Raw genomic sequence first — 25020 nt, forward strand, 5'->3', positions numbered from 1 at the left:
CAACCACCAGCTCAACCAGCCCAACCGGTCGACGGCGCACGGCACTTCAGCGTCGACGCAGACGCAGCGCCAGGGCGGCGCCGCCGGTGAGCACCAGCACCGCGGCGGCGCCGCCCGCCATCATCGGCGCGGACGGGCCCGAGCCGGCGGCGGTGGCGGTGGAGGCGACGGGAACGCTGTCGGGATCCGACGGCGTCACCGCCGCCTCCGCCGTCGTCCGTGCCGGTTCCGCCTGCGCGCGGCGCCCGTCCGCGGACGGCGTCGGCGTGCCGCTCGCGGCTGCCCGCCGCCTCGTCGCGGAGGGCGACGAGCCGCCGCCGGCCGTACCCGCCGCCCGGAACACCACGTCCGAGCACGAGTAGTACGTGTCCGCCGTGCTGCTGTTCTGCCAGATCGTGTACAGCACATGGCGCCCCGTCCGGTCGGACGGCAGCGTCGCGCCGATGCGGTACGCCCCGTTCGTCAGGGCCGGGTCCGTCACCTCGGCGAACGGCTTATCGGGCAGATCCGACCAGGTCAGCGGCTTGCTCGGGTCGTATCCAGGCTTGGTGAGGTACAGCTTGAAGGTGCCGGTGTGCGGGATCGTGGACGCGTACGTCATGGTCAGCCTCCCGCCGGGTGTCAGGCTCGTCGCCGGCCAGTCGGAGCGGGCCAGGTCGAGGCCCTTGTAGGCGGCCAGGCCGCCGCTGCACAGATGGCCGTCCGGGATGACCTGCCGGTCCCGGCCGCCGACCTCCGCCACGCGCAGGTTGTCCCAGAGGGTGAAAGGCGCGCCGTTCGCGGCGACGGCGGCCCGGCAGGCCGCCGAGCGGGAATCGGCGCCGCCGTCGGGGGAGCAGGCGTACGCCCGGCTGACCGGGTCGGTCGGCGCGCCGTGCGCCCGCGCGGGGCCGGCCGCCCACAGGGGCAGGGCGAACGGGAGCAGGAGGGCGGCTGCCAGGGCGGTGCGGTGGGCGGTCATCCGGGGCATCCGGAACGTCTCCTCGGCGGCGCGGGAACGGGCTGCTCCCGTCAGGTACGGGCAACCGGCCGGGCGCGTTCAACCCTCGACGGGCGTCCCGGCAGGCACGGGAGCGGTCGTACGCAGCGGTGGACCACCTGCGTCTCATTGAAAACCAACCGGTCGGCTCGTATTCTGGCGCTGCGGACGCCGGGCCCCGGCCGTCCGGCCTGTCATGCCTTGCGGAGAGCCGAGGGAGGGACATGCCCCACGTGCGGCAGCGCGCCGGCGACCCGAACCCGGCGAGCCTCCCGAAGTCCGGTGAACTCCTGGGTCAGGCAGGGTCGTTGACGACGACCGTGCCGTGCCGGCTGGTTCACCGCGCCGCCGTCGCGGAGACCCTGATCACCGGCTGGCGGCGCACCGGCGCCGACCGGTTCACCCTGTCCGCCCAGTGGCCCCGAATCCACCCGGTGTACGCCTCCCCCGACCGGACCGCGTACGAACCGCTGCTCGTCGCCGAGACCGTCCGCCAGTGCGGGGCGCTGCTCGCCCACGCCGAGTACGGCGTCCCGCTCGACGACCGCTTCGTGCTGCACGGCCTGAGGGTCGCCGTCCCCCGCCCCGACCGCCTGGCCGTCGAGGCGGCACCCGCCGCGCCCGCCGCACCCGTCGTCGGTGTCGCCGTCACCCCGCGCCGGCACCGCGGCGGCCGTCCCACCGCTCTCACCTGCGTCGCGGACGTGCGACTGGGCGACGAGCGCGTCGCGACCGTGCACCTGGACGTCAGCTGGACCCGCGAGTCCGTCTACCGCAGGCTGCGCGGCGGCCGTACCCCCGGCGCCGTGCCCGCGGCGTCCCTGCCGCCCGCCCTGCCGCCGGCCGCGGTGGGCCGCGCCCTGGCGGCGGACGTCGTCCTCGCCCCGCCCGGCCCCGCCCGGCGGCTGCGGCTCCGCGTAGATACCGCCCACCCTGTTTTTTTCGACCACCCCCTCGATCACATTCCCGGCATGCTGCTCCTGGAGGCCGCCGGCCAGGCCGCGCGGGTGGGCACCGCGGGCCGCCGGTCGCCCGTGTCGTTCCACGCCTTCTTCCGTCGCTACGCTGAACTGGACCGTCCCGTATGGGTGGAGGTGCGTGACGACGACCGGACGGTCCTTCAGGTCCGCGCGGTGCAGGGGGAGTCGACGGTCTTCGAGTGCGCCGTCGAACTCGCCGAACCGTGAGATATCGTGTACGGCGAGTAAGAAACAAACGGCACGACCCGTTCTTTCCCGTCCAGGAGTGTTCAGTTCCGTCCCAGGAGTGTTCAGTCGATGGCGAGGCAGTTACGCGCCGAGCAGACCCGCGCGACGATCATCACGGCCGCCGCCGACCTGTTCGACCGTCACGGTTACGAATCGACCAGTCTGAGCGAAATCGTCGAGCACGCCCAAGTCACCAAGGGGGCGCTGTACTTCCACTTCGCTGCGAAGGAAGACCTGGCCGACGCCATCATGGAGCTGCAGTCCAGGGCCTGGCGTGAGGTGGTCGCCGAGACGGACGGCCGTGGACACTCCTCGCTCGAGGCGCTGATCCGCATCACCTTCGGCATCGCGCGCCTGTCCGTCGAGGACCCGGTCCCGCGGGCGGGCCTCCGGCTCGCCGCCGGACAGGTCGAGGTGCGCCCTCCGCTGACCCATCCCTTCACCGAGTGGCGGGAGATCGCCACCCGCAAGCTCAACGGCGCCGCCAGGGAGGGCGATGTCCACCAGGACATCGACGTCGAGGCCGCCGCCCACGCGCTCGTCAGCTGGTTCGTCGGGGCGCGCGTGGTCGGCCGGTCCCTCGAACCGGTCGCCCGCCAGCCGCGCCGGGTGGCCGAGATGTGGCACGTCATGATCCGTGGCCTGGTCCCGGTGCCGCGGCGGCCCCGGTACCTCACCCTCGCCACCCGGCTGGAGCGGGAGATCAGGCCGGTGTGAGCGGCGCGGTACGGTGAGCCGCATGCCCGACACCCCGTCCGCGCCCGTGATCCTCGGCGACGAGCCGGGCTCGTTCCCGCACAGCGTGCTCGCCGAACGGCACCCCGCGATCATCCGGCAGGTACGGGACGCCTCTCCGTACGGCCCCGCGCAACTGCGCGCGCTCGACGCGCTCCTCGCGAGCTGCACCGAGGGCGTGCTCGAACCGCTCCCCGCCGACGCCCACGACCGGGACCTGTGGACGGCCTGGGGCGCGGACGAGTACACCGGCCGGTCCTGGTTCAAGATCCCCTGGCTCTGGTCGGAGAGCTACTTCTACCGTCAACTCCTCGAAGCCGTCGGCTACTTCGGCCCGGGTCCCGGGCAGGGCGTCGACCCCTTCGGGCCGCTGAAGCGGGCCGAGCTCGACTCCCCGCGCACCGACGAGGAACTGGCCGCCCTGGACGACCTGGCCGGCCGGTCCGCCGAGGAGCAGGAGGCGGCCCTGCTGCACGGCTCCCTCTGGGGCAACCGCGCCGACCTCGGCTTCCGCCTCTCCGCGCACGACGGCACCGCGGAGCCCGTGCCCGGTCTGGTCGCCGACGACAGCGAGTCGCTGCGGCCGCTGCTGCGCGGCACGCTGTGCCTGATCGCCGACAACGCCGGCCGCGAACTCGTCCCCGACCTGCTCCTGATCGCCCACCTCCTGCGGCAGGGGCGCATCGAGCGTGCCGTCCTGCACGTCAAGCCGTACCCGTACTACGTCTCCGACGCCACGGCCGCCGACGTGGTGGACGCCCTGCGCCGGCTGACCGCGGCGACCGGCCGGGCCGCCGCCTACGGGCGCACCCTGTGGTCGGCGATGGGAGACGGCCGCCTCACGGTCCGCGCGCACCCCTTCTCCGCCGCGCCCCTGCCCTTCGCCGACCTGCCCGCCGACCTGCGCGCGGAACTCGCCGGCGCCGACCTCACCGTCGTCAAGGGCGACCTCAACTACCGCCGCCTGGTGGGCGACCGCCGGTGGCCGCCGACCACGCCCTTCCGTGACGTCACCGCCGGGTTCCCGGGCCCGGTGGCCGCCCTGCGCACCCTGAAGTCCGACGTGATCACCGGCCTCGACGCCGCCACGGAGGCCGCGCTGGTGGAAGCCGAGGGACAACGCTGGCGCACCGGCGGCACGCACGCCCTCATCCAGGTACGCGCCTGACCCCGACCTCGTCCCCGACTCTGACCTCGACGCATCGCGTCCCCCGCGCAACCCCCCGCGTCGCCCGGGCGTCCGCGCGTTCCGCCGCGGTTCCGGCGCCGGTTCACGCGATGGTGTGGTCGTTCCCCCGCCCGCGGATGTTGCCGGAGGGCCACGGGTAGAGCCCCGGCCATGACGCAGCAGCCCTTCGAACTCCCGCACTTCTACATGCCGTATCCCGCGCGGCTGAACCCGCACGTCGACGAGGCCCGCGCCCACTCGACCGCGTGGGCGCGCGAGATGGGCATGCTGGAGGGTTCCGGGATCTGGGAGCAGTCCGACCTCGACGCCCACGACTACGGCCTGCTCTGCGCCTGCACCCACCCCGACTGCGACGGCCCCGCCCTGTCCCTGATCACCGACTGGTACGTGTGGGTCTTCTTCTTCGACGACCACTTCCTCGAGACCTTCAAACGCACCCAGGACCGCGCCGGCGGCAAGGCCTACCTGGACCGCCTGCCGCTGTTCATGCCGCTGGACCTGTCCGCCCCCGTTCCCGAACCGCTGAACCCGGTCGAGGCGGGCCTCGCCGACCTGTGGGCCCGTACCGTCCCGGCGATGTCCGAGAACTGGCGCCGGCGCTTCGCCCTCGCCACCGAACACCTCCTCAACGAGTCGCTGTGGGAGCTGTCCAACATCAACGAGGGGCGGATCGCCAACCCCGTCGAGTACATCGAGATGCGCCGCAAGGTCGGCGGCGCCCCCTGGTCGGCGGGGCTCGTGGAGTACGCGACCGCCGAGGTGCCCGCGTCGGCGGCCGGCACCCGGCCGCTGAGGGTGCTGATGGAGACGTTCGCCGACGCCGTGCACCTGCGCAACGACCTGTTCTCCTACCAGCGGGAGGTCGAGGACGAGGGCGAGAACAGCAACGGCGTGCTCGTCCTGGAGACCTTCTTCGGCTGCACCACCCAGCAGGCCGCCGACATCGTCAACGACATCCTCACCTCCCGCATGCAGCAGTTCGAGCACACGGCCCTGACCGAAGTGCCCGCGCTGGCCCTGGACCGGGGCCTGACCCCCGACGAGATCGCCGCCGTCGCCGCGTACACGCGCGGACTGCAGGACTGGCAGTCCGGCGGCCACGAATGGCACCTGCGCTCCAGCCGCTACATGAACGCCCGCGCGCGTGCCGCCCGCCCGTGGCAGACCCCCACCGGCCCCGGCACCTCCGCCGCCGATGTCCGCGGCCTGCTCGCGGCGGCCGGCGTCGAACGGCTGCGCGCCTGGACGTACGTGCCGTTCCAGAAGGTCGGCCCGTCCCTGCTGCCCGACTTCCCGATGCCCTTCCGGTGCGAGCTCAGCCCGCACCTGGCCGCCGCCCGCCCCCGCCTCACGGAGTGGACGCGCCGCATGGGCATTCTCCAGGAAGGCGTCTGGGACGAGGACAAGCTCGCCGCCTACGACCTGGCGCTGTGCTCGGCCGGCCTCGACCCGGACGCCACACCGCAGGCCCTCGACCTCAGCGCGCAGTGGCTCGCCTGGGGAACCTACGGCGACGACTACTACCCCCTCGTCTTCGGCCACCGCCGCGACCTGGCCGCCGCCCGGCTGACCACCCGGCGCCTGTCGGCGTGCATGCCCGTCGACGGCGAGGCGGCCGTCGTCCCCGTCAACGCCATGGAGCGCGGCCTCCTCGACCTGTGGGCCCGCACCACGGACCGGATGGACCCGGACGCACGGCGCTCCCTGAAGGACGCCATCGACACGATGACCGAGAGCTGGGTGTGGGAGCTGTCCAACCAGCTCCAGAACCGCATCCCCGACCCCGTCGACTACCTGGAGATGCGCCGCGCCACCTTCGGCGCCGACCTGACCCTCGGCCTGTGCCGGGCCGGGCACGGGCCCGCGGTGGCGCCGGAGGTCTACCGCAGCGGGCCGGTGCGCTCCCTGGAGAACGCCGCCGTCGACTACGCGTGCCTGCTCAACGACGTCTTCTCGTACCAGAAGGAGATCGAGTACGAGGGCGAGATCCACAACGCGATCCTCGTCGTGCAGAACTTCTTCGGCATCGACTACCCCACCGCGCTCGGCGTCGTGCACGACCTGATGACCCGGCGGATGCAGCAGTTCCAGCACGTCGTCGAGCACGAACTGCCGGTCGTCTACGACGACTTCGCGCTGTCGAAGGAGGGGCGCGAGGCGATCGAGGGCTATGTGGCCGATCTGCGGAACTGGATGGCGGGCATCCTCAACTGGCACCGCTCCGTCGACCGTTACAAGCCCGGCTTCCTGGCCCGCCGGGCCCACGCCTTCCTGCCGGACCGCCCGCCCGCGCCACCCGCCGTCCGAGGTCACCGGCCGGCCCCCGGCCATCAGCCCGGCGACCCGCTCCACCTGTCCGAAGCGGCCCGCTGACGACCCACGGCATCGGGCGGAGCCCCGAGCACGCGTACCGCCGCCCGACCCACCCCCACCGGCCCGGCGCCCCGACGATCCCACCGACGCCCGCCGGTCGGACGCGCCGGAGCGCCGGCCGCGGGCCTGCCGTCGGCCCGAGAGCCGGCCCGACAGCCCGCGCGAGAGTCGGCCCGACTGCGGGCCGCGCTCGGCGGTCCCCGCTTCGCTTCTCGACGTGCCATGGGGGCGCCGAGGTCCGTACCCTCACCGCGCCCGCCCCCCGACCCAGCACCCCGGACGGCACCCCGACGGCCCCACCGACGCCCGCGGGCCGGATGCGCCGGAGCGCCGTCCGCGGCCCTGCCGTCGGCCCGACAGCCCGCGCGAGAGTCGGCCCGACTGAGGGCCGCGCTCGGCGGTCCCCGCTTCGCCTCTCGACGCGCCATGGGGGCGCCGAGGTCCGTACCCTCATCGCGCCCGCCATGGCCGACCCGGCCGGCCACGGCCTGCCCCTGCCTGCCCCTGCCTGCCCTGCGTGCCCTGCCTGCCCCGGCCAGCGGCCATGGGCGTCCTCCGGCGCGGTCGCGGGTGCGCTCGCTCTCCCGTCCCGGGCCGTGGCGGGCGTGACGGTTCGTGCGGGACGGTCTTCCCGGTTCCGCACCCTGGGCAGTCTCACTCGTTCGTGGCTCGTCGCGCGAGGGTCCGCCGGGTAGGGCACCCGGCGCACCGATCCACGTCAGCCGGAGGCCTTCGATGGAACAGACCGCGTTGCGTCCCAAGCCGCTGCCCGGCCGGCCGCCCGGCGACGGCTCGGCGGCCGTGCCGGCCCCCGCCCGGCGTCCGCACGCCACCCGGCGGCGGCTCCGGCGGCTCAGGGCCGTGCTCTCCGGGCTGATCGCCGGGACGGTCCTGCTGCTGTCCGGGGTCGGCCTCGGCACCCTCGGCGCCACGGCGATCGGCATGGACGGCATGGACGGACTCGCCCGCCCGGGACGCCACGCGGCACCGGCGGTCCCGTCCCCCGCCCGCCCGAAGCCGACCGCCCCGACCGCCCCGACCGCCCCGCCTGCGCCGGCCGCCGTGCCGGTCGCCGCGCCCGCGACCCTCGGTGTCGAAGCCGTGGACGCCGTGTACGCCTTGGACGCCGTAGACGGCATGGACGCGACGGACGCGACGGACGGCAGGGACGACGACAAGAAGACCGGCGCGCTGGTGGTCGCCGTCCATGTCCCCGGTCCGGCCGCCTCGGCGGGTCTCGTCCGGGGCGACGTGCTCCTCGCGTTCGGCCGTACCCCCGTCGGCTCGGCCGCCGATCTCGCCGCCGCCGTCGCCCGAACCCGCCCCGGCTCCCGGGTGACGCTGACGGTGCGCCACCGGAACGGTGCCCAGCAGCAGCTGACGGTCGTGCCCGGCGTCGTGACCTGACCCGCCCCGCGGGACGGGAAACACCCGCGAAACCGGGCAACCGGCTCGCGCCGTTCCCCCCCGTACGGGCAGGATGCTGAGCGTGGCACAGTGATCCCTTCACCCGCTCGAGGAGGCCCGGATGACCGGCAGCACGACCTCGCCCTTCACCGCCGACGACTACCGGGCCCGCATGGAGCGCGCCGCGGCCGCGGCCGCCGACGCCGGGCTCGCCGGTCTCCTGGTGGCGCCGGGCCCGGACATGGTGTGGCTCACGGGATACGCGCCCCCCGCGGTCACCGAACGGCTCACCCTGCTCGTCCTGGCCCCCGGACGCACCCCCGTCCTCGTCGTGCCCACCCTGGAGGCCCCGGACGCCGCCAAGGCCCCCGGCGCGTCGGCCATGAGCCTGCGCGACTGGACCGACGGCAAGGACCCGTACGCCGCCACCGCCGCCCTCCTCGACGTCGACGGACGCTTCGGCATCAGCGACAACGCCTGGGCTATGCACCTGCTCGGCCTGCAGAAGGCGCTGCCCGGCACCTCCTACGCCTCCCTCACCGACGCCCTGCCGATGCTGCGCGGGGTCAAGGACGCGGCGGAACTGCGGCTGCTGGCCGCCGCCGGCGCGGCCGCGGACCGCACGTTCGAGGAGATCCGCGAGGTCCGCTTCGGCGGCCGCCGGGAGTCCGAGGTCGCCGCCGACCTCGCCGGCCTGCTGCGGCGCCACGGCCATGAGCAGGTCGACTTCACCATCGTCGCCTCCGGCCCGAACGGCGCCGACCCCCACCACGAGGCGGGCGACCGCGTCATCCAGCGCGGCGACATGGTCGTCCTCGACTTCGGCGGCCTCAAGGACGGCTACGGCTCCGACACCTCCCGCACCGTCCACGTCGGCGAACCCACCGACGAGGAACGCCGGGTGCACGACCTCGTACGCGAGGCCCAGGAGGCGGGCTTCCGCGCGGTCCGCCCCGGCGTGCCCTGCCAGGACGTCGACCGGGCCGCCCGCGCGGTCATCGCCGACGCCGGATACGGCGAGTACTTCATCCACCGCACCGGCCACGGCATCGGCGTCACCACGCACGAGCCGCCGTACATGATCGAGGGCGAACGGCAGCCCCTCGTGCCCGGCATGTGCTTCTCCGTGGAGCCCGGCGTCTACCTGCCCGGCCGGTTCGGCGTGCGCATCGAGGACATCGTCACGGTCACCGAGGACGGCGGCCGCCGCCTGAACACCACCACCCGGGGGATGGTCATAGTGGAGTGAACCACCCCGCAAGACCCGGCACATCCCCGAGGACGACGGCGCGACCATGACCCAGGCACCGACACCCACCGCGGACACCGTCCGCCGGCTGGTCCGCACCCTGCTCAAGGAGGGCGCGGACAGCACGGGCACCGCGGGACCCGAGGTACGGCCCGTCACCGAGGGCGGCGGGCACTCGACCTGGTGGGTCGGCGGCAGGCACGTGCTGCGTCTCGCCCTCGACCGTGAGGCCGTCGTCCGCCAGCGCCGCGAGCTGCGGCTGCGCGAGCTGGTCCGGCCCCACCTGCCGGTCACGGTGCCGGCGAGCGTGGCGCGCGGCGAGTGGGCGCCCGGACTGACGTACACGCTGGACGCGAAGCTGCCCGGCGGCACGGCGGAGGAGCACGACGTGTCGGCCGTCGGCGAGGCCGACCTCGCCGGGCTGCTCGGCGGGCTGCGCGAGGTGCCGGTCCGGCAGGCCGAGACGCTCGGCGTCCCGCGCACCGCTCCGCGCTCCCTGGAGGCGCTGCGCCGGATGGCCGTGCACGCGGCCGAACGACTCCGCGCCGCCGACGAGTTCGACTCCGGCCGGATGGCCCAGCTGACCGGTCCGGCCGCGGCGCAGCTCGCCGCCCAGCCCGGCACGGCGGTCCTCGTCCACCACGACCTCAGGGGCGAGCACCTGGTGACCACCGCCGACGGCCGGGTGCGCGGAGTCCTCGACTGGTCCGGCGCGGCCGTCGGCGACCCCGCCGAGGACATCGCCGGCCTCGCTCTCGCCGTCGGCTCCCCGGCAGCCGTGCGCGCCGCCACCCTGGCCGGCTACGGCGCCCGGCCCTGTCTGCGCGGCCTGTGGCTCGCCCGCTGCGACACGGTGATCCGGCTGGCCGCACGCCTCGGCGGCCAGGACGTGGGCCCGCTGCCGCTGCTGCGGACCCAGCTGCGGCGGGCCTGGGAGGCCATCCTCCTGGAGCGGGTGACGGAACTCCGCGAGGACGGCTCGGACGACGGATTCTGAGAACGCCCTCCGACCTCGCCGACGGGATCGGCGTCTCCCGGATACGGTTGTCGGGCCACCCGGCCCGCCTGCGTGACCGCGGCCCCGAGGAGAGGCGATCGGCGTCGGCGTAGTGACGTACCGACGGGGTCACACGACCAGAAGCACGTCCCGGCACACATACCTGGCCGTCGGCGAATACACCTCCAGTGTCCACCGTCCGCGCTCTGCGTGTGTTTCGGCGAGGAAGGCCCCGTCGCCGCACGGCCGCATCTCCTCGTCCCACACGCATCTGCCGTTCTCGGCGAGGCGCCGCACCCGCAGACGCAGCGCGGGCTCGGCGTTCGTCGCCCAGATCTCGAACTGCTCGCCGGCGACGGCGACATCGGGCAGCTCCACACCGACCGGGTACTCGGAACTCAGCGCTTGGGCGAGCGGTACGTCGTCACAGATGCGCTTGAGCTGCTCGATGGCCTTGTCCGCGTTCATGAGATCCGCGTGCCTGTTGTCCAGCCACAGCAGCTGGCCCGTGCTCGACCACTCGGGCGGGGACTGGGCGAGGTGCGACACCGTCCCGTCACCACGTGGAGGCGGCAGGTGCCGGTCCTGGAGATCGGTGGACTTCGAGAAGTCGGAGTGGAACCTCGGCCGGCTCCCCATGGGGAAGGAGACCGCCTGATCGGTGCGGTGTTTGTCGCCCCCGAACGCGAACAGGGCGTAGCGATGACGCCCGTACAGTGCGTCGTTCTTCTGCATGGCGTTGTCGATGTCGGTGAAGAACCGTCCCGATTCCTCGATCATCCACGGGTCCACTCCCTCCAGCGGGGTGCGGCTGTCCAGCGCGACCCTGCCATGCTCCTCGTCGAGCACGATCCGGTAGGTGGGAATCAGCTGCCCGAGCGAGGGATACGTCGAGCAGATCTCGCGGATCTGCTCGTTGAGAGGTCCGGGCACCCACCGCGCCTGCCCCGTCAGGAACCGCAGTGCCTTGACGCTGCCCGAGAAGGGCGTGCCCAGCGTCGTGACCGACCGGGTCTTCTCCCATCCGCCGAGGACCTCGGTGTAGTACCGCACGACAAGGCCGCCCATGGAACGGCACAGGAAGACCACCTTGGCGTCCCTGGCTCCCGGATGCAGTGCCGGATCGGCTGTCTCCTGCCAGTGCGCCAACCGCTCCTCGACGAATCGGCCCAGTCTCCGGGCCGAGTTGCGGTTGGACAGCCGCCAGTCGTAGGGGAAGACCAGGAACCTGTCCTCCGCCACACCCAGCTTCCTGCGGAGGCCGGCGTATCCGGTGTCGGAGATCAGGCCGGGCAGCAGGCGCGGTCCGAGGACGGCACCACCCACGTCCAGGGCGTGCGGCGGCTCCGGATCACCGTCCCCGATGTCCTTCTGCAGCTTGAGCATCTCTCTGGTCCGCGTCGACCCGAGAACGCCGCCGATCGCCCGCAGGCTCAGGTCCCAGACATCGTGTCCGTCGCGGGTCAGGGCCGTGCCCATGATTCCCGGGACCACGACGACGAGATCGTCTCTCACCGAATGCTCTCTCTGTTCTCGTGGGCGCTCTGCGCCCCTGGTCGCCGGACGATCCGTGGCGTCGGACCGCCCTCGTCGGCCGGCCAGGGCAGGACCACCTGGTCGCAGCGCAGGCTCTTCTGCGCGATGCCCTGGATCATGAGGGTGATGTCGTGTCCGTCGTAGGCGGAGTCCACACTCGTCACCTCGTAACCGCGGGACTCCATCGGCTCCAGCCTCCGCTCCTGCCTGACGTCCCAGAACCGCAGGCTCCCGGACTCCCGGCTCCAGCCGACGAGCAGGGGCCGCTCCGGCGGCCCGGCCAGGGTGAGCCCGTCGAGCGGCGCACCGGGCTGCTCCGGGAGGTCGATCGGCCTGCCGATGCGGCCGTCGCACTCGCGGAAGCGCACTGCGTACGGCGTCGCGTAGGCGACCAGGGGAACAGGCCGGACCGCCCGTCTCAGCAGACCGGCCGCGACCGCCCTCGCGCCGGGGCAGTCAACCGGCTCCGGCCGGGCACCGGGCTCGGCGAGGTTCCAGACCCGGACCGCGTCGCCGCCCCAGAGCGACAGCCAGGACGGGCCGCCGGGCACGCCCGACACGTCCAGCTGCTGCACGGAGCCCGAGGCGGTCAGTACGAAGGTGCGTCCCTCCCGCCAGGGGCCGGCGCGCTCCCACTTCTCGCGTTCCCACGTGATGACGTTCTGCCCGGACGGCCACATCATGCGCATCCGGCCCGCGCCGGTGACGGACAGGCCGAGCGTGGGGGTCCGCAGATCGGACGCGCCAGGCAGGTCGAACTCCTCGGTCCCGAGCAGCTCCAGTCGCGGGCCGAGCTTCCACAGCACCACGTGCCGGCGGCCGACCGCCGCGGTCGCCCATCCCTCACCGGCCCTGGTGGCGGCGACCGCGGTCACCTGATGCGAGTGGGGGAGCCGTGGTCCCTCGACGACGCGGCCGGACCCGGTGTGCAGGCTGAGCAGCACGTCGAAGCCCTGCGAGCGGGCGAGGAGCATGGTCCCGTCGGAGTCCCGCACCAGCCGCAGTTGCGGGCTCTCGGCGACGCGCCCGCGCAGGGGCGCCCGGGCGGCGCCTCCTGCCTCGAAGGGAGCGTGCGGCTCCCAGATGTGGAGCCGGGTGTCGTCGGCGACCGCCAGCCGGCCGGTTCCCGAGGGGTCGAAGGCCAGGGAGTCGTGCCCGTGGTCGCAGGGCAAGGGGGCGTACTCCCTGCCGGACTCGTCCCACACATGGAGTTCGGCGTTCTCCTGCACGGCGGTCAGCACGCCGTGGGGGCCGCGCCCGAGGACCACGGCCCCTCCCGCGCTGCGGGCACGGAACCGGGGTTCCGCCTCGCCGTGGAAGAGGTCCTCCACCTGCCAGACGTGGAGCGTGTGGCCGTCCAGGGCTGCGATCAAGGCCCCGGGGCCGTCCCCGGGAACCAGTACCGACACCGCCTTGACCACCTCGGCGCCGTCGGTCAGGGAACGCGTGCGCACGAGCCGGTTCTGTCCGGTCCGCGGCCCCTGCACCTCCCATACGGTCACCCCTCCAGGGCCGCCGGTGACCACTCCCACCCGCCCGCCGGAGACGGCCAGAGCCACACAGCGCGCCTGCGCGGAGACGTGGAACGGCCGTCTCAACCGCCCTCGGGCGTACTTCGAGGAGGAGTCCCACCGCCACACCCATGTGCCGGTGCGGTCGACCGCGGCGAGGAAGACGTCCCGGCCCAGCCGCACGGAGGCGAGGGCGTTCGGTGTTCCTCCCCAGTACAGCTCCTCGACCGGGTGCCTGCGGTGGCCGTGCCAGATCCGCACGCACTGGCTGTCGTGCGCGGCGATCACCCGGCTCTCACCCCGTCCGGACGCCGTCACCCCCCGTTGCACGGGCGGCGAGGTCCACGTGGCCGGGCCCGTGGTCCTGGTCCGCGTCTCGCGTCCGTCCTCGGTCCACGAGGTGATCTCGCCGGCGCCGGCGACGTGGATGATCCCGTCGCCGTCGGTCTCCCAGTGCACCGCCAGCGCCCCGCCCGAGGGAGCGGGCCGGCTCCGTCGCAGCGGAAGCCGCTCCGCGCTGCTCCACACGTCGTCCCAGAACACGGAGGAGGGCTTCGGCACGGCGCACAGGAACTCCGGGGAGAACATGGCCAGGGCAGTGGCCCGCAACATCGCCCAGCGCGCCGGCGGCGACGGATGTCTGCGGAAGTGGTCGGCGACGCGCAGGTACAACGCGCTCTGCCTGCCGGTCGCCAGCCGACCGGCGACCAGCGGCTCCAGGACGTCGGGCGAGGTCGCCACCAGGAAGTGGTGGTCGGCCACCAGCTCCTCCAGGGCGTCGTCACCGGCCAGCGCGGCGTGCGCGGCCAGGTAGTGGGCGACGTAGGGTTCGACGTCCTGCCAGCCCGCGCCTTCGCGAGGGGTGAGGGCGCGCACCACCGCACGGTGCTGCTGCCGCTGCTCCGCCTCGCCGTACAGCAGGTGGGCGCCGAAACTGGGATGGTGGAGGCGGTAGACCTCCTGGCCGAACTCCTCGTCCTTGGCGATCGTCACGCCCGTGGCCGCGCGGATCACGGTGCTCAGATCCGCGCTGCCGTATTCCCTGCTGACGGCGTCGTCCCGTACCGCGTTGGTCATGGCGAGCCACACTGCCGGCTGGGGCAAGCCGATTCCCTGAGCGAGAGCGAGGCTCCGCATGAAGTCCCGGACGCGGGCCGGGTCCTGCGGGTCGAGCCGGTCCAACTCCTCTGTCAGCAGGGAGTCGAGGACGGCCGTGCCGCTCCGGAGTTCCTGGTCGAGCCGGTGCTCGTCGACCGGAGTGGGCATCCGGGCGAGACGACGTGCCCACAGGGTGGCCACGAGGAAGAGACCGCTGCTGCGGCTCGCGATGTACTGTGCGACCGCGCCGCGCGTCTGCGCCGCGTCTCGCAGCCGGTTGTACGGCGAGTTCTCCTCTCCGAGGAGACGCTCCACATGGCGAGCGATGTCCTGCTCGACCTCGGCGGACCGGTCCAGCTCCATCGGCTGCGCGCAGTGCAGGACTTCCAGCAGGGTTTCGGCGGGCGGATCGCCCGGCAGATTGCGGCGCGGGTTGGCCCGGGTGGCGACCACCACGCGCACCCGCGGCTGCGCCGCGAGCGGGTTGAGCAGGGCTCGCGCGATGTCGAAGGAGTGACCGGCCGCGGCCTCGTCCAGTCCGTCGAACATCAGGGTCAGGCTGCCCTTCCGGCCGGCCAGGTCCCTGACCCTCTCCACACAGCCGGACGGGGATAATCGGGCCCCGTCGGGCGTCGCCGGCCCCAGGGGCCGCAGACGCTCCGTCAACTCCTCGCACAACCCGGCGAGCGTCTTGCCCCGGCAGTGGAGAGCAGCGTTCACCGAACGGAGTTCGGGCAGGTTCCGCGGTCGGCGATCGGCGGGCAGTGAGGCGACGAAGCTCTCTGTCGTCAGATGCGCCACGTAGGCCAGCAGGGTCGACTTGCCCGCACCGGACGCTCCGGTGACGGCGAACATCCCCGATTCCTGGATGCGCAGCCAGTCGACCACTTCGGCGACCACCCGGTGTCGCGAGGCGAAGTCACGCAGGTGCCAGCGCTCGCCGGAGTCGGAGAAGACGGGCAGTTCCCCGCGCCGGAACTCCCTGCCGATCCAGGACTCGTCGTCCTCCGGGCGCAGCGCGGCGTTGACCCGCGGGGACCAGTGGGGATTGGTGAGGAACTCGGGGCTCAGGGTGTGCACCTCGCGCCAGACCGGTGCCTGCCCCCGCATCAGGGTCTGCACGCCGAGCATGAGGTGCTGGAAGACGAGGGTGTCCTTGTCCCGGCTGAAGATCCTCTCGCTCTCGCCCACCACGAAAGCGGGGTTCGACAGCACCTCTTCGAGACGCTCGACGAAATGGCCTTCGACCGCTTCCTGCCGGGACTCGGCGGTGGCGACGTAGGCGAATCCGGTGAGGGAGCCGGACCGCCGCATCAGATCGCGCGCGTTCTCGACCTGGGCGCTCAGCCCCCGTACCGCCTCCCCCGCGAAACAGGCGTCCAGGATGAGCAGGGTGTCTGTGGCGTCCTGAGCGAGCCACTCGACCAGTTCCGCGGCCGCCACGGCCCGGCCGGGGTCGAACCGGCCTGTCTCATAGCTGTCCTCACAGGCCAGGTAGAAGGTGTCGCCGACGACTTCGCCGTGCCCCGTCCAGTAGAGGATCCGCCGCCGCACCGCCTGCTGGTGCAGCCGTCGCACGAACGCGCGGATGCCCTCGCGCCCCGCGGCCGGGGGCGCCGCGGCCGTGACGTCCGCACTGGTCAGGCTCAGCGCAGGGGCGCTGAACCCGAGGCGTCGGGTCTGCTCGACGAAGCGCGCGGCAGTCGTCCTCAGGCGAGTGCGGTCCCTGGTACCTCGGGCGTCCCCCCGGTACCGGTCGACGACGACGGTGGCGACCACGCCGTCCCGCCCGTGCGCAGGCTCCATTCCCGGGACTCCCCCCTCGGATCCCGTCCCCACCTACCCGCCCGTGGACAGAATGCCTGTGGAGACCTGACATCTCACGCCGAGAAATGTGTGCTGTCTCACATTACTGGACGGCAGGGCGGGTAAGGAGGCCGAATGAATCAGCGCGACGCGTTCGTCATCGGGGACAGGGAGACGGACTGTCACATCTTCGAGGGAGACGGCACACGCCCGATCCGCGAGGAGAACGTCACGATCATCTATGAGCCGGGCCTTCGCCGGGTGGACCTGCCGGTGCGGGTCCAGCAGTGGCGCCAGGAGATCGAGGCCGAGCAGAAGCGCAGGCAGGCGGCGGGCGAGCGGTTCGCCTGGAACAACCCGCGGTTCGCCGTCGAGAGCGTCATCCTCTCCCGGACCGACGAGGACGAGGAGCCCCAGGTCCGGATCAGCCTGTGCGACGCGGACTACTACGACTTCCTCGCCACCTCCGTCAACCTGGACAGGCCGTTGGAGGAGCAGGACGCCTCCGCCACCCTGCGCTCGCAGTACCTGACCAACTCCGACCCGGTGGAGGCGCCGTCCTTCCTCTCCTGCAGCTTCGGCGTCAACGTCGCCGTGGAGACCGGACGCGACCGGATGATGGTCTTCGCACGCCGAAGCGTGCACGTCGAGGGCCACAACAAGCAGCGCTGGAACTCCTCGGTCAACGAGGGACTCGCCGCGATCCACGACGTCCCCAAGGACGGCAGGCCCATCAGCCTCAGCGCCGTGGCGCACCGCGCCCTCCGTGAGGAACTCGCCGTCCAGGACGGGGACGACGTCCAGCTGGAACTGCTCGCCTTCGCGCTCGATCTGCGCAACCACCAGTGGGCCGCCTTCTACCGCGCCGTCCTCACCGACCTCAGCGCCAAGGACCTCACCGCCCGCCGCAGCCGGGGCGTGGAGGACAAGTGGGAGCACGACCAGTTCAGGTTCGTTCCGGCCGATCCCGACAGCGTGCTCGACTTCCTGCTGGAGAAGGACCCGGACAAGATCTGGACGCCCTGCGCGCCTGCCCTGTTCTACCTGGCTCTGGTCCGGGCCGCCGTCATCGCCCGGGGCGGCAACCCGTCGGGCCGGCTGGACGTGGAGGCCGCCGAGCGCCGCGCGCTGCAACGGATCGAGGAATCCGGGTGACGTCACCGCGTCGTCGCCTCGGCGGCCCCACCCGCGATCAGAAGATGTTCCGTACCCGGTGCTGCTGGCGCAGCTTGAGGAACCTGGCCCGGACCTGATCGGCCGGCATCCCGGCCTCGGCCTGGATCAGGAGGTCCGCCAGGGCGTCTCGTGACTCCATGAAGCCGTGCCACTTCTGCTGGGGCTTCAGCCAGGTGTCCACCGCGGTCATCACCGCGACGATCAGCGCCAGCGCCGGGACCCACTTGATCAGCCAACTCCCGTGGCCGCCGCCCAGATTCTGGTCGGCGGCCACGACAGCACTGGCGAGAATGAGCAGGATCCGGCTCAGGTAGTACGTCAGTCCGTAGTTGAAGGTCCCGACTCGCCAGCGACGCATCTCACGGTCCATCTCCCTGCTGAGGACCTCCGGCAGTCCGGCCGGTCCCCCGCTCTCCGCCGTAGTCTCCACCAGGTCCTCGGCCATGCGTCCCCCTGCGACTCGTACCACGAATGGACGCCCCATTCTCCCAGCCCGGGGACGGCGCTCCGGTCCGTCCGGAAGCCACCGCCGGCCTGCGCGCGTGGGGGTCCGCCAAGGCTCCGGCGGAGGGTGTTCACGGGCCGGCGCGGACGACCCGGGGTCAGCCCTGCAGCAGCACCACGCTCGACTGGGGCGGCACGTGCAGGACCCCGTCCGCGCCGGGCGGCTCGACGGGCTCCCACGCGGCCAGCACGCGCGCCTCGCGGGGGCCCAGGGGGATCGCGGCCGGCTTCTCGGCGAGGTTGACGGCCACCCGGACGTCGCCGCGGCGGAAGGCGAGCCAGCGCTCCTCGGTGTCGTAGGCCACCTTGATGTCGGCGAGGTCGGGGTCGGTGAGGTCGGGCTGTTCGTGCCGCAGCGCGATCAGCCGCCGGTACCAGGCCAGCACGCGCGCGTGGGGCTCCCGCTCGGGTTCGCTCCAGTCGAGGCAGGAGCGGTCCCGGGTCGCCGGGTCCTGCGGGTCGGGCACGTCCTCCTCGGCCCAGCCGTGTGCCGCGAACTCCCGCCGCCTGCCGCGCCGTACGGCCTCGGCGAGCTCGGCGTCGGTGTGGTCGGTGAAGAACTGCCAGGGGGTGCCGGCCGCCCACTCCTCGCCCATGAACAGCATCGGCGTGAACGGCGCCGTCAGCGTGAGGGCGGCCGCGCAGCCGATCAGGCCGGGGGAGAGGGCGGCGGCGAGCCGGTCGCCCTGGGCGCGGTTGCCGACCTGGTCGTGGGTCTGGCTGTAGCCGAGGAGCCGGTGACCGGCCACCCGTGTGCGGTCCAGGGGGCGCCCGTGGTGCCGGCCGCGGAAGCTGGAGTACGTGCCGTCGTGGAAGTAGCCGTTCGTCAGGGTCCGGGCGAGCGCCCCGAGCCCGGCGTGCGCGAAGTCGGCGTAGTAGCCCTGCGACTCGCCGGTCAGCGCGGTGTGCAGGGCGTGGTGGAAGTCGTCGTTCCACTGCGCGTGCAGCCCGAGGCCGCCCTCCGCGCGGGCGGTGATGAGCCTCGGGTCGTTCAGGTCGGACTCGGCGATCAGGAACAGCGGGCGGCCCGTCTCCGCCGCGAGGCCGTCGACGGCCGTGGACAGTTCCTCCAGGAAGTGGCACGCGCGCGTGTCCTTCAGCGCGTGCACCGCGTCCAGGCGCAGCCCGTCGAGCCGGTAGTCGCGCAGCCAGGCCAGAGCGCTGCCCAGCAGGTAGGCACGCACCTCGTCCGACCCGGGGGCGTCCAGGTTCACGGCCACGCCCCAGGGGGTGTGGTGGGTGTCGGTGAAGTACGGGCCGAACTCCGGCAGGTAGTTGCCCGACGGCCCCAGGTGGTTGTGCACCACGTCCAGGACCACGCCGAGGCCGAGTTCGTGGGCCCGGTCGACGAACCGTTTCAGCGCCTCGGGCCCGCCGTAGGGCTCGTGCACGGCCCACAGCGACACGCCCTCGTACCCCCAGCCGTGCCGGCCGGGGAAGGGGCACAGGGGCATCAACTCGACGTGCGTGACGCCCAGGTCGACGAGGTGCCGGAGCCGTTCGGCGGCCGCGTCCAGGGTGCCCTCGCGGGTGTACGTGCCGACGTGCAGCTCGTACAGGACCGCGCCGGGCAGCGGGCGCCCGGCCCACTCCGTGCGCCAGGCGTAGCGGCCCTGGTCGACGACCGCGCTCAGGCCGTCCGGCCCGTCCGGCTGCCGGCGGGAGCGCGGGTCGGGCAGCACCGGGCCGTCGTCGAGGGCGAACCCGTACCGCGAGCCGTCCTGTGCCTCGGCCTCGCCGAGCCACCACCCCTCCCGCTCGGGATCACGCTCCAACGCGCGCGTGGCGCCGTCGCAATGGAGCGTCACACGGCCGGCCTTCGGTGCCCACACCTCGAACTGCACGGACGGTTCCCCTTCGTCTGCTCACCGTGATGTAGCCCGTCCATGGTGCTTCAAACGAGATCGATCCGCCCTCGCATCCCGCCTTTCGCGGCGAGTGTCGTCGCCGCGCGTGCGCGTGCGGGCCGTCCTCCCGACTTTCTCGTCTTCTGGACACCCGCTGGTCCGCTGACCGACAATCACCGACGTGACGTCGTCCTTCGAGTTCCCCACCTACCCCGCGCGGCTCTCCGACGCGGAGCGCGACAAGGCGCTGCAGGTGCTGCGCGACGGCGTCGCCATGGGACGGCTGTCGCACGACACGTTCGTCCGCCGCATGGAGCTGGCCCTCGCCGCCCGCCGCGCCGACGAGCTCGCCGCGCTCACCGCCGACCTGCCGCGGGAGAGCCGCTTCTCGCGCGTGGTCTTCGGCACGGTCGAGGCGGTCTCCGGTTTCACCGTACGGCTGCGCAGGGCCTGGCAGATCGAGCGCCTGCCCAAGCTGCTGCTGCCCCATCCGGGCGACGGTCACCCGCTGCGCATAGGCCGCGACCCGGTCAACGGGCTGCGCCTGACCCACGAGACGGTCTCGCGGGTGCACGCGGAACTCAGCCGGCACGGCGGCACGTGGGTGCTGCGCGACCTCGGCTCGACCAACGGCACGACCGTGAACGGCCGGCGCGTCATCGGCGCGGCCGTGGTGCGCGAGGGCGACCAGGTCGGCTTCGGCAAGATGTCGTTCCGGCTCGCGGCCAACTGAGCGGACCGGCGGGCCCGGCCCGGGCCCCCGCACCAGCGTTGGCCTGAGCATGACGCGGCGCTTGCCTGCGGTGATGGGCTCAAATCGGTTTCCTTTCCGTGGTGTTGACGTACCCCCCAACTCGTGACTGACTGTGCGTACGCCATGTACCCCTGGTGAGACCGCCGGCGCCGCATAGTGGAGGTGTGCCTTGACGCCCCTCCTGCGCTACCCGACCGTCGACGAGCTGGGAGCCCGCGCCGCGGCGCTGGTGGCGCGCCGTCCCGGGGACGCGCGGCTGCGCCGCGTCGGCACCTCGCGGGCCGGCACCCCCATGTGGCTGCTGTCCGTCGGGCACGGCAGCCGTCAGGCCCTCGTCGTCGCCGGGCCGCACGCCAACGAGCCGGTCGGCGGCGCGACCGCGCTGCGGCTGGCCGAACGGGCACTGGCCGACCCGCTGCTCACCGAGGGCGCGGACGCCACCTGGAACCTGCTGCTCTGCCTCGACCCCGACGGCCTGCGCCGCAACGAGGGATGGCTGAAGGGCCCGTACACGCTCGGCCGGTACTTCCGGAACTTCTTCCGGCCGGGCTTCCTGGAACAGCCCGAATGGCTGCCCGCCGGCCCGGCGGCCGCCGCCCTGCCGGAGACCCGCACCCTGCTCGCCGTCCAGGACGAACTGCGTCCCTTCCTGCAGTGCTCCCTGCACGGCGTCGATGTCGGCGGCGGCTTCGTCGAGCTCACCGACGACCTGCCCGGACTCGCCCCGCGCGTCGCGCACGCCGCCGCCCGCCTGGGCGTCCCGCGCGAGCTCGGCCCGTACGACACCCTGTACTGGCCGATGCTGGGTCCCGCCGTCCACCGCATACCGCCGCCGCAGCCCGGCGACCTGGTCGCCGCGATCACCGAGGCGGCCGTCGAGTCGACCTGGTACCACCCGCACCGGTACGGCACCGTGACGGCGGTCGTGGAGGCGCCCATGTGGGGGGTGGCCGCCGTGGAGGACGGCTCCCCGCCCGCCGACGCGGCGGCCGTGCTGCGCACCGCCGGCCGCACGCTGCGGCGCGACACCCGGCTGCTGGGGCGGCTGCTCGCGCGCGTCCGGCCGTACCTCGCGGACGTGCCCGACGCGGCCCGCCTGCTCGCCCCGGTGGACGACTACCTGCTGGTCTCCCCCCGCCTCGCGGACACCTGGGACCCCGACGTCGCGGACGTCGCGCGGCCGCTGCCGCCGCTGAGCACCGCCCACCTGGCCGCCCTGCGCATCGCCGGACGGCGCGTCGCCCTGCGGACGGCCGGACTGCTGCACCAGCTCCTGACGGGCGCCGGGCGCGACCCGGCCGGGGCGCTGCCGGAGCTGGACCGGCTCATCGACGAGTGGTGCGCCGACTACCGCGACGGCTGCTCGGCACGCTGGATACCGGTCGCGCGCCAGGTCGAATACCAGACGCGGGTGGTGCACGCGGCGTTCGAACTGGCCGCACGGCACGCGCCCGCCGCCTCCCGTTCGGGTGAGCCGGGCTGGGGTGCGCAGGCCGCCGTGCCGATGCATGGGGAATGACGACCAGCCTCAAGACGAAAGCGGTACGGGACGTTCTCCTGGCCGCCGCCCTCCTCCTCGCCGGCGCCGCCCCCGCACAGGCGGCCGCCCGGCACCATGCCCCGGACGAATGGCTCTACCTCACCGTCGCCCGCGGCGACGCCTCCGCCGGCGCCGGACGCGACGCCCTGCTGCTGTGCGACCCGCCCCAGGGCCACGCCCGCGCCGCCGAGGCGTGCGCGGACCTGGCCGCCGTCGACGGCGACATCGGCGCCCTCCCGGCGCGGAACGCCCCGTGCCCGATGGTCTACGCCCCGGTGACCGTCCGGGCGAGCGGAGAGTGGCGCGGCCGCCGGATCGACTACGCCCACACCTACGCCAACTCCTGCGTCCTGCAAGCCCGCACGGGGACGGTGTTCGCCCTCGACGACGACTGAACGGCCACGCATACGGCGCGTAACCGCGCGCCCGGCGGAGGCCCGGCCCGGCGTACCGGCGTAGAGCCCGGCGGTACTGCCCGGCCTTCTGCCCGGCGCCTCGGCGGTCCCGCACGACCGCCTCCGCGCGTATGCCGGGCCGCGGCACGCGCGCGGAGGGGGCTGCGGCCCGGCATACGCGGAGACGGTCGCGGCCCCCGCGGTGCCGTGCCCGCGGGTGCCGTGGTCGTGACCGCGATGTGCCGTGGCCGTGGCCGTGACCGTGACCGGGGCAGTGCGAGGCCGGGGCAGTGCGAGGCCGGCTCATGCGGCCGTTCAGTCGGCCGTGTCAACCCGTTCCAGCAGCGCCACCGGCAGTCCCTCGAAAAGCTCCGCCACGCGCACGTGCCCCGCGAACCGGCGCTCCGGGGACAGTACGTCGGACCAGCGGCCCGGCGGCAGCGACAGCCCGGTGTCGCCCCAGCCGCCCGCGCGGGCCAGGCCCAGCGACAGCCGGGTCACGGCCGTGACGACCTCGCCGGAGCGCGCGAACGCCACGCAGTGCGCCGCCGCCGCGCCCTCGGCGGCCAGCGGCTCGTACCCGGCCGTGGACCCGAAGGCGCCGGGCCGCCGGGCACGCAGCCGCAGCGCCGCCGCCGTCACCGCGCCCTTGTCGCCCGGGTCCTCGGGAGGGAACCGCACCGCCCGCCGGTTGTCCGGGTCCACCAGCGCCCGGTACTCGGCCTCCGTGCCCTGGTAGACGTCCGGCACGCCCGGCATCGTCAGGTGCACCAGGGCGGTGCCCAGGACGTTCGCCCGGATGTGGGGTTCCAGGGCCTGGCGGAGGGCGGCGACGTGCGCACCCGGCGCGCCGCACGGCCCCGCCGCGACGAACGCCGCCACCGCCTCCTCGTAGGCCGCCTGCTGCTCCGTCCAGCTCGTGTACAGCCCGGCCTCGCGCACGTGCTTCAGCAGCGCGCCCCGCACCCGTTCCCCGTCCGCCGGACCCAGTCCGAACACCGTCTGCCAGGCCGCCCACGCCAGCTGTGCGTCCGGCGCCGACGCGCCGCCGTGCGTCACTCGCGTCAGCACGTCCGCCCAGCGCTGCGGGCACTCGGTGAGCACCGCCAGCGCCGCCCGCACGTCGGCGCTGCGCTTGGTGTCGTGCGTGGACACCACCGTCCCGGTCGCCGGCCAGTCCCGCTGCAGGCGCGCGCAGTAGGCGTGGAAGTCCTCCGGGGACACCGCGGGACGGCCCGGCTCGCCGCCCACCTCGGTCGCCGACAGCAGCGGCACATAGCGGTAGAACGCCGTGTCCTCCACGGACTTCGCGCGCAGCGCCGACGCGGTCTGCGCGAACCGGGCCCGGAACTCCACGTGCTCGGGCCCGTCGCCGTACCGCCCGAGCACCAGGCCGCGTACGACGTCCACCGCCTCCGCCTCCTCCGGCACCACGAAGGCGAGCCGCGCCTCGGCCGCGGCCTGCTCGGTGACGACCGAGGCGGCGTCGGTGGAGGTGTAGGGCCGGTAGACCTCCAGGCGCACCAGGAGTTCCTCCAGCGCGGTGCGCAGCGCCCACGGCGCCCGGTCGCGCAGGGCCGGGTCGGGCGACGTCGAGCACACCCGGCTCGCCACCCGGGTCAGCCGGTCGGTCTCGGTGGCCAGCTCGTGCGTGAGCACCTTGTACGCCGCCCGCCGCACCGTCGCCGCCCAGTCCCCGCCGCGGTCCGGCTGCGGCGCCGCGAAGCGCCGGTACTGGCCCAGCAGCTCCTCGGACCCGGCCGGATCGGTGAACAGGCCGTCCACGTGCCGCAGGGCGTCGTAGCCGGTGGTGCCCGCCACGGGCCAGGAGGCCGGCAGCCGCTCCCCGTCGGCCAGGATCTTCTCCACGACCGTCCAACGGCCGCCGGTCGCCTCGTGCAGCCGCCGCAGATAGCCGTCGGGGTCGGCCAGCCCGTCCGGGTGGTCCACCCGCAGCCCGTCGATCACGCCCTCGTGCAGCAGCCGCAGGACGGTCGCGTGCGTGGCCTCGAACACCTCCGGGTCCTCCACCCGCACCCCGATCAGCTCCGAGATGCTGAAGAAGCGCCGGTAGTTGAGCTCGGTGCGGGCCAGCCGCCACCACGCCGGCCGGTACCACTGGGCGTCCAGCAGCTGCGGCAGCGGCAGCTCACCGGTGCCCTCCCGCAGCGGGAAGACGTGGTCGTAGTAGCGCAGGACGTCCCCGTCGGCGCGCAGCTGCCCGATCTCCTCGCCGAGGGGACCGCCGAGCACCGGCAGCAGCACCTGCCCGCCCTGCGCCTCCCAGTCGATGTCGAACCAGCGCGCGTACGACGACTTCGGGCCCTCCCGCAGCACCTCCCACAGGGCGTGGTTGTGGAGCGGGGACATCGCCATGTGGTTCGGCACGATGTCCACCACCAGGCCGAGCCCGTGCTCCCGGGCGGTGCGCGCCAGCGCGCGCAGGCCCTCCTCGCCGCCCAGCTCCTCGCGCACGCGCGCGTGGTCGACGACGTCGTAGCCGTGCAGCGAGCCCGGCACCGCCTCCAGCACGGGGGACAGGTGCAGGTGCGAGACGCCGAGCGAGGCCAGGTACGGCACGGCGGCCGCCGCGGCCGCGAAGGGGAAGCCGGGCTGCAACTGCAGCCGGTAGGTCGCCGTGGGCACCGTGAGGTCGGGTCGCTCAGATGTCATGGAAAGCTACGTACCCGCCCAGCCGCCCTTCGTGTCACCGTCC

General features: G+C 73.6%; 17 protein-coding genes. 11 read left to right on the forward strand and 6 right to left on the reverse strand.

Annotated features, from left to right (window positions below; translation table 11 throughout):
* Positions 1-46: 46 nt before the first annotated feature.
* Complete coding sequence (locus ACH4ZX_RS19655; protein ID WP_398273948.1) at positions 47-970, reverse strand: lytic polysaccharide monooxygenase; 924 nt, start codon at positions 968-970, stop codon at positions 47-49.
* A 233-nt stretch (positions 971-1203) separates the two neighbouring features.
* Here ACH4ZX_RS19655 and ACH4ZX_RS19660 point away from each other — a divergent pair, with 233 nt between their 5' ends.
* The 7 genes from ACH4ZX_RS19660 to ACH4ZX_RS19690 all read left to right on the forward strand — a co-directional run bounded on the left by ACH4ZX_RS19660 (position 1204) and on the right by ACH4ZX_RS19690 (position 10137).
* Positions 1204-2166, forward strand: coding sequence for a ScbA/BarX family gamma-butyrolactone biosynthesis protein (locus ACH4ZX_RS19660; protein ID WP_398273951.1), 963 nt, complete (start codon positions 1204-1206; stop codon positions 2164-2166).
* A gap of 90 nt (positions 2167-2256) precedes the next feature.
* The gene (locus tag ACH4ZX_RS19665) at positions 2257-2904 is read left to right on the forward strand and encodes a ScbR family autoregulator-binding transcription factor (RefSeq protein WP_398273954.1); all 648 of its coding nucleotides are present in this window, start codon (positions 2257-2259) and stop codon (positions 2902-2904) included.
* Between the two features lie 22 nt (positions 2905-2926).
* The gene (locus tag ACH4ZX_RS19670) at positions 2927-4090 is read left to right on the forward strand and encodes a damage-control phosphatase ARMT1 family protein (protein ID WP_398273957.1); all 1164 of its coding nucleotides are present in this window, start codon (positions 2927-2929) and stop codon (positions 4088-4090) included.
* Positions 4091-4261: 171 nt separating this feature from the next.
* Positions 4262-6484, forward strand: a complete 2223-nt coding sequence (cyc2, locus tag ACH4ZX_RS19675; protein ID WP_398273960.1) for a germacradienol/geosmin synthase Cyc2 — start codon at positions 4262-4264, stop codon at positions 6482-6484.
* Between the two features lie 735 nt (positions 6485-7219).
* Positions 7220-7891 (forward strand): PDZ domain-containing protein, encoded by a 672-nt coding sequence (locus tag ACH4ZX_RS19680; protein ID WP_398273963.1) that lies wholly within the window; start codon positions 7220-7222, stop codon positions 7889-7891.
* Between the two features lie 121 nt (positions 7892-8012).
* Positions 8013-9140, forward strand: a complete 1128-nt coding sequence (locus ACH4ZX_RS19685; protein ID WP_398273966.1) for a M24 family metallopeptidase — start codon at positions 8013-8015, stop codon at positions 9138-9140.
* 46 nt (positions 9141-9186) lie between these two features.
* Entirely contained in the window at positions 9187-10137 is a 951-nt protein-coding gene (locus ACH4ZX_RS19690; RefSeq protein ID WP_398273969.1) for a phosphotransferase family protein, read from the forward strand.
* A 129-nt stretch (positions 10138-10266) separates the two neighbouring features.
* Here ACH4ZX_RS19690 and ACH4ZX_RS19695 read toward each other — a convergent pair whose 3' ends face one another.
* Both ACH4ZX_RS19695 and ACH4ZX_RS19700 read right to left on the reverse strand, forming a co-directional pair.
* Positions 10267-11652 (reverse strand): esterase/lipase family protein, encoded by a 1386-nt coding sequence (locus ACH4ZX_RS19695; RefSeq protein WP_398273971.1) that lies wholly within the window; start codon positions 11650-11652, stop codon positions 10267-10269.
* On the reverse strand, positions 11649-16088 hold the full coding sequence (locus ACH4ZX_RS19700; protein ID WP_398273974.1) for a hypothetical protein: 4440 nt from the start codon (positions 16086-16088) through the stop codon (positions 11649-11651). The genes ACH4ZX_RS19695 and ACH4ZX_RS19700 overlap by 4 nt, the downstream gene beginning before the upstream one ends.
* Before the next feature lie 135 nt (positions 16089-16223).
* On the opposite strand from ACH4ZX_RS19700, the gene ACH4ZX_RS19705 reads away from it, so the two are divergent.
* The gene (locus ACH4ZX_RS19705; protein WP_398273977.1) at positions 16224-17243 is read left to right on the forward strand and encodes a translation initiation factor 2; all 1020 of its coding nucleotides are present in this window, start codon (positions 16224-16226) and stop codon (positions 17241-17243) included.
* Between the two features lie 37 nt (positions 17244-17280).
* Here ACH4ZX_RS19705 and ACH4ZX_RS19710 read toward each other — a convergent pair whose 3' ends face one another.
* On the reverse strand, positions 17281-17709 hold the full coding sequence (locus tag ACH4ZX_RS19710; RefSeq protein ID WP_398273980.1) for a hypothetical protein: 429 nt from the start codon (positions 17707-17709) through the stop codon (positions 17281-17283).
* 157 nt (positions 17710-17866) lie between these two features.
* Positions 17867-19612: a malto-oligosyltrehalose trehalohydrolase gene (gene treZ, locus ACH4ZX_RS19715; protein WP_398273983.1), complete on the reverse strand. Its 1746-nt coding sequence runs from the start codon at positions 19610-19612 to the stop codon at positions 17867-17869.
* Positions 19613-19796: 184 nt separating this feature from the next.
* On the opposite strand from treZ, the gene ACH4ZX_RS19720 reads away from it, so the two are divergent.
* From ACH4ZX_RS19720 to ACH4ZX_RS19730, 3 genes are all read left to right on the forward strand, one after another.
* Complete coding sequence (locus ACH4ZX_RS19720; RefSeq protein WP_360742413.1) at positions 19797-20348, forward strand: DUF1707 and FHA domain-containing protein; 552 nt, start codon at positions 19797-19799, stop codon at positions 20346-20348.
* Positions 20349-20538: 190 nt separating this feature from the next.
* The gene (locus ACH4ZX_RS19725) at positions 20539-21888 is read left to right on the forward strand and encodes a M14 family zinc carboxypeptidase (RefSeq protein WP_398273987.1); all 1350 of its coding nucleotides are present in this window, start codon (positions 20539-20541) and stop codon (positions 21886-21888) included.
* Positions 21885-22304, forward strand: a complete 420-nt coding sequence (locus tag ACH4ZX_RS19730; protein ID WP_398273990.1) for an SSI family serine proteinase inhibitor — start codon at positions 21885-21887, stop codon at positions 22302-22304. Before ACH4ZX_RS19725 ends, ACH4ZX_RS19730 begins: the two co-directional genes overlap by 4 nt.
* A gap of 315 nt (positions 22305-22619) precedes the next feature.
* Here the strand turns inward: ACH4ZX_RS19730 and treY are convergent, their stop codons facing one another.
* On the reverse strand, positions 22620-24977 hold the full coding sequence (gene treY, locus ACH4ZX_RS19735) for a malto-oligosyltrehalose synthase (RefSeq protein WP_398273993.1): 2358 nt from the start codon (positions 24975-24977) through the stop codon (positions 22620-22622).
* Positions 24978-25020: the final 43 nt, after the last annotated feature.

The organism is Streptomyces sp. NPDC020490, assembly GCF_044335305.1.
In the GTDB taxonomy this organism is placed as follows: domain Bacteria; phylum Actinomycetota; class Actinomycetes; order Streptomycetales; family Streptomycetaceae; genus Streptomyces.